Here is a 5,598-nt window from a genome sequence, read left to right as displayed (position 1 = left end):
AACCACGAGCTCGCCGGGCTCGTCGGCCCCGCCACCCGGGTCGTCGACGCCCTCGGCCGCCGACTGGTCCCCGGGCTCAACGACTCGCACCTGCACGTCATCCGCGGCGGCCTCAACTACGTCCTGGAACTGCGCTGGGACGGCGTGCGCAGCCTGCGCCGCGCCCTGGCCATGCTGCGCGAGCAGGCCGGCCGAACCCCGAAGGGCCAGTGGATCCGCGTCGTCGGCGGCTGGACCCCCGAGCAGTTCGCCGAGCGCCGCATGCCGACGGTCGCCGAGCTCAACGCGGCGGCCCCCGACACCCCCGTCTTCGTCCTGCACCTGTACCAGTCGGCCCTGATGAACCGGGCCGCCGTCATCGCCGCCGGGTTCACCCGCGAGACCCCCGACCCGCGCGGCGGACAGATCGTACGCGGCCGCGACGGCGAACCGACCGGAGTGCTGCTGGCCGCCCCCGGCGCCCTCGTGCTGTACTCCACCCTCGCCAAGGCACCGCGCCTGGACGAGGCCGACCGGCGCACCTCCACCATCCACTTCCTGCGCGAACTCAACCGGTTCGGCCTCACCTCGGCGCTCGACGCCGCCGGCGGCTTCCAGAACTTCCCCGACGACTACGCCACCGTCACCGACCTGGCCCGCTCGGGCGAACTGACCCTGCGCATCGCCTACTACCTCTTCCCGCAGACGCCCGGCCAGGAGCTGGACGACCTGCGCCGCTGGACCGAGACCGTCCGTCCCGGCGACGGCGACGAATGGCTGCGCCTGGCCGGCGCCGGCGAGAACCTCACCTGGGCCGCGGCCGACTTCGAGAACTTCGCCGAACCCCGCCCCGCCCTCGACGACGGCTACGAGGCCGAGTTCGAGCAGGCCGTCCGGCTGCTGGCGGAGAACGGCTGGGGCTTCAGGCTGCACGCCACCTACGACGAGACCATCCGCCGCGATCTCGCGGTCTTCGAGAAGCTCGCCGCCGAAGGTCTGTTCCCCGCCGGGAACCGCTGGCTGTTCGACCACGCCGAAACGGTCCGCGACGACAGCCTCGACCGGATCGCCGCCCTCGGCGGGGCCCTGTCGGTGCAGAACCGGATGTCCTTCCAGGGCGGCGTCTTCCTCGACCGCTACGGCGCCGAGGCGGCCTCCCGCACGCCCCCGGTCCGCGCCATGCTCGACCGGGGCCTGACCGTCGCCGCCGGCACGGACGCCACCCGCGTCTCCTCCTACAACCCGTGGGTGGCGCTGCACTGGCTCGTCACCGGACGGACCGTCGGCGGTACACCCCTCTACCCGCCCGCGAACCTCCTCGACCGGCGGCAGGCCCTCGACCTGTACACCCGGGGCGGAGCCCGACTGACCGGCGAGGACGAAGTCAAGGGCGTACTGCGCGAAGGCTGCTACGCGGATCTCGCCGTCCTCTCCCAGGACTACTTCACCGTGCCCGCCGAGACCATCCCCGACATCGAATCCGTGCTCACGGTGGTCGGCGGGCGCATCGTGCACGCGGCGGCGGAGTACGCGGGCCTGGAGGAGGAGGCACCGCCCGTCGCCCCGGCCTGGAGTCCGGTGGCCCACTTCGGCGGCTACGCGGCCCGGGGCGACGGCGCCGCGCAGGCCGACACCGTGGCCGAAGCCGTCGCCGAGTCCGGACGGCACCGCGCCTGGCGGGCCGCCCGCACCGGCACCGATCCCTTGCCCGGGCCGGCCCACCCCGTCGACCCGTGCCTGTCGCACTGAACGAGAGGACCGGCGGATGAGCACCGACCCCATCGGCGAACCCCCCGCACCCGAGCCCGCGGAGGGACCCGGGCCCGGAACCGGAGGCGAGCGCCGCTTCGAACCGGACCTGCGGGCGATGACCCGGATCACCCTGCGCCCCATCGCTTCGCCGATGCCCCTCGGCTTCTTCACGGTGGCCATCGCCTCCGTGCTGTCCGGATGCCTGCAACTGGGCCTCCTGGACACCACCGACCGCCGGGCCGTCGCCCTGTGCGTCCTGCCGGCCTTCGCCCTGCAACTCCTCGTCAGCGTGCTGGCCTTCCAGGCGCGGGACGTGATCGCGGCCACCCTGATGGGCGTCTTCGCCGGCAGCTGGCTCGCGTACGCCCTGGTCCTGGGCAGCGGCGCACCTGGCGGGACCCGGGTCCTGGGCGTCTTCAACCTGGCGTTCCTGTGCTTCGGGGCGCTCATGGCGGCGGTGACCCGGCCCAAGCGGGCCCTGTGGCTGGTCCTCGTGGTCTCCCTGCCCCGCTGGGCCGCCACCGGCCTGGGCGGACTCACCGGCGCCGAATGGCCGACGCGTACGGCGGGGGCCCTGGGCATCCTGGTGGCGCTCGCCGCCGCCTACGCCGCGTTCGCCCTGATGCTGGAGGACATGCGCAGCGAGGAGGTCCTGCCCATCGGCCGCAGCGGACCCGCGCACCACGCCGTGGAGGGCGACCTCGCCGTACAGCTGCGCAACATCGAGCGCCAGGCAGGCGTACGGCGCACCCTGTGAGCCGTCACCGTGACGCCCGGTCCGCCGGGCCGGGCGTCACGGCCGGCCGGAGGCGGGCGGCGGCCTGCCATTCGCGGGGCGTCATGCCGTAGGCGGCACGGAAGGCCCGGCTGAAGTGGGAGGGGCTGACGAACCCCCAGCGCTGGGCGACGGCCGCCACGGTCGGGACGGCCCGGGCCGGCCGGGCCAGTTCCCGGCGGCAGCGCTCCAGCCGCTCGCGCAGGATCCAGCGCCCCACCGTCGTGCCCCCGGTGCGGAACAGCTTGTGCAGGTACCGCACCGACATGTGGTGGGCCGCCGCGATCCGCTCCGGCCCGAGGGCGGGGTCGCCCAGGTGGAGCAGGACGTACTCCTGCACCCGGGTCAGCATGCCGTGCGCGTGCTCCGGCGCCTGCGGGTCGAGCCGGCCGCCCCGTTCGCGGAACAGGACGGCCAGCAGATCCGAGGTGGTCAGGGCGAGCCGGTGCGCGGTGTCCGGCTCGAAGCCGGCGGCCTGCTCGGCCAGCCGGCCCAGGAACGCCGCCACCAGGGCGGACGTCCCGCAGGCGCCGTCGAACAGGGTGCCGGTGGCGGTGCGGAGATCGGCGTCGGGGAGGCCCAGGGCTGCTTTGGGCACCCGGAAGGCCGTGAAGCGGAAGGCGTCGGGCTGTTCGCGCCGGTAGGGCCGGCCGGCGTCCGAGCAGGTGAAGGTGCCGGGCCCGGCGACGGCCTGGCGGCCTTCCTGGGTGAGCCGGGCGCTTCCCCGCTGCTGGAGGGTGACGGTCAGGTACTCCTCGCCGCCCTGGGCGATCCTGCGCGTGCTGCGGTCCACCGTCTGGGGCCCGGCCTCCACCTCCGAGATCTGGAGGGGGCCGAGCCGCCGGCTGGTGATCGTCCCCGCCGAGGGCACCGGTTCGTGCAGCCGGACGTCGAGCGGGATGAAGGTGCCGGACACCAGCTCGTGCCAGTAGTCGGCGCGTTCACCGGGCGGCAGCGCGAGGGTGGACCGTGTGACGGGCATGGAGGGCTCCGGGTGCGGTAGGCGTCGTTCTGCTCCCACTCTCGGATCCCCGCGCGCCGCGGCCATCCGTCACATGACGTACGCCGTGGACGCCCGGGCGCCTCAGTCCCCGGGCTCCCGCTCCACCACGTCGCGCAGCTGGCTGCGCGCGGACACGCCCAGTGCGGGGAAGACCTGGTAGAGGTGGGTGCCGACGGTGCGGGGGGAGAGGAACAGCCGCTCGCCGATCTCCCGGTTGGTCAGGCCCTGGGCGGCGAGGCGGACGATCCGCTGCCGCTGCGGGGTCAGCGAGCGCAGGGCACTGTGCGGGGCCGATTCGACGGCGATGCCGGCCGCGCGCAGTTCGGCCTCGGCGCGGGACGCCCACGGGCCGGCTCCGAGCCCGTCGAAGACCTCGCGCGCCTTGGTCAGGGCCGCGCGGGCGTCGGCGATCTGCCGCTGCCGGCGCAGCCATTCGCCGTACTCCAGCCACACCTGGCCCCGTTCGAAGGGCCAGCGCCGGCCCGCCGGGTCCTCCAGGGCCTCCCGGAAGTGCCCTCCCGCGTCGGCCGGAGCGGCGAGCAGCGCCGTGGCACGCAGCAGGACCTGGCGCAGCCGGGCCGACGCCCCGTCGCCGGCCTCGGCACGGACCTGGGCGAGGACGGTACGGGCCTCCTCGGTGCGGCCGGTGAGCGCGGCGGCGGCCGCGAGGTCGGCGACGGCGTAGCAGGACAGGTGGTAGTGCAGCGGTGCCCCCGCCGCGTCGTAGAGGGCGCGCAGGTGGCGGTGGGCGGCGGTGTGGTCCCCGAGGGCGGCGGCCGCCAGACCGGCGGCCCGGTGGGCGCGGGCCACGGTGGCGAGCGCCCCGGCCGGTTCGGTGACGGCGAGGACGGCGGCCGCGTGGCGCAGGGCCGTCTCCGCCTCACCCGTCAGGGCGCACACGGTGGCGAGCGCGGCCAGGGCACGGGCGGGCCCGAGGGTGTGCCGGCCCGCCAGGAACGTTTCGGCCAGTCGCTCGACGCCGAGGCGGGCGTCGGCCCACCGGCCGCCGTCGAGATGGGCGAAGGCCAGGTCGGCGGCGGTGGTCCCGGCATGGAAGTCCGCAGCGCCCTCCCACTGCGGGTTGACGAGTTCGCCGAGCAGGCTGATCGAGATCTCGGTCTCGTCGAGCAGCAGGCACAGGACGCCCAGCGTGTGGCGCTCGGGGGGGAGCAGGCCGGGGGAGGCCGTCACGGCGGGCAGCAGGGCGCGGATCGCCGGTCGTGGACGAACGGGTCCGTGACTCCGGTGTCCCACAGGTGGTACGGGTGGGTGGCCATACCGTCGTCCGCGGCGCGTGCCGCGAGCATGGGGCGGAGCCGCTCCCGCTGCGCGGGGAGCCCCGAGTGGTAAGCGATGCCGGTGGCGATCGTGGAGACGCCGGCGTCGATCTGCGCCGAGCCGGGCAGCTCGTCGGGCACCACCAGCGCGAAGGCGCGCTCCAGGCGCAGGGTCAGCATGGCGACGAGGCCGCTGAGCGCCGCTATCCAGCGCAGCGCCTCCGCGCCGACGTCGAGGCGGGAGGCTTCGGCGGCGAGGGCTTCGGCCCGCTCGGTGTCACCGGCGACGACGGCCGCGTAGGCCGCGGTCGACAGCAGCCGGGTCCGCTCGGCCGTCACGGGGTGCAGCTGGGCCGCGCGTTCGAGGCCGGCGACGGTCTCGGCGACGGCGCCCCGGGCGAGGGCGCGCAGGGCGGTGCGCTCCAGCTCGCCCGAGACGTCCGGATCCCGAGACGTCCGGATCGGGGGCGATCGTGGCGGCGGACAGCTGCCAGGCCCGCCGGTCCGGGTCCGCGCCGAGGACGGCCGCGAGCGCCAGGTGTGCGCGTCGCCGCTCGGCGAACGGGGCGGCTCCGTAGACGGCGGAGCGGATCAGGGGGTGGCGGAAGGCGATGCGGTCGGCCTGCAGGTGTACGAGTCCTGCGCGTTCGGCGGGCAGCCACACCTCCGTGTCGGGGCCGGACGGCAGCGCGGCGAGGACGTCGGCCAGGGCGGCGCCCTCCGCGGCGGCGGCGACCACCAGCGCGGCGCGGGTGGCGGCGGGCAGCGCGTCCAGCTGGTCGGCGAAGGTGCGCTCCAGCAGATCGGTGACC

General features: G+C 75.5%; 5 protein-coding genes and 1 pseudogene. 2 read left to right on the top strand and 4 right to left on the bottom strand.

The window, feature by feature from the left end; translation table 11 throughout:
* The coding region (locus VR44_RS29505) for an amidohydrolase (protein WP_045950673.1) at positions 1–1,728 on the top strand (1,728 nt) is incomplete at its 5' end.
* 16 nt (positions 1,729–1,744) lie between these two features.
* The gene (locus VR44_RS29500) at positions 1,745–2,488 is read left to right on the top strand and encodes a GPR1/FUN34/YaaH family transporter (protein WP_045950672.1); all 744 of its coding nucleotides are present in this window, start codon (positions 1,745–1,747) and stop codon (positions 2,486–2,488) included.
* 4 nt (positions 2,489–2,492) lie between these two features.
* On the opposite strand, the gene VR44_RS29495 is transcribed toward VR44_RS29500, so the two are convergent.
* From VR44_RS29495 to VR44_RS45400, 4 genes and pseudogenes are all read right to left on the bottom strand, one after another.
* Positions 2,493–3,488, bottom strand: coding sequence for an AraC-like ligand-binding domain-containing protein (locus VR44_RS29495; protein ID WP_045950671.1), 996 nt, complete (start codon positions 3,486–3,488; stop codon positions 2,493–2,495).
* Between the two features lie 102 nt (positions 3,489–3,590).
* Complete coding sequence (locus VR44_RS48595; protein ID WP_052713886.1) at positions 3,591–4,700, bottom strand: helix-turn-helix domain-containing protein; 1,110 nt, start codon at positions 4,698–4,700, stop codon at positions 3,591–3,593.
* Positions 4,697–5,125, bottom strand: coding sequence for a hypothetical protein (locus VR44_RS45405; RefSeq protein ID WP_052713885.1), 429 nt, complete (start codon positions 5,123–5,125; stop codon positions 4,697–4,699). The genes VR44_RS48595 and VR44_RS45405 overlap by 4 nt, the downstream gene beginning before the upstream one ends.
* Positions 5,064–5,598 (bottom strand): annotated as a pseudogene (locus VR44_RS45400) (hypothetical protein); the annotation flags it as partial. The pseudogene VR44_RS45400 and the gene VR44_RS45405, both read right to left, overlap by 62 nt.

The organism is Streptomyces katrae (assembly GCF_000966975.1).
Taxonomy (GTDB): domain Bacteria; phylum Actinomycetota; class Actinomycetes; order Streptomycetales; family Streptomycetaceae; genus Streptomyces; species Streptomyces katrae.
This window is presented reverse-complemented; position numbering and strand designations above follow the sequence as displayed.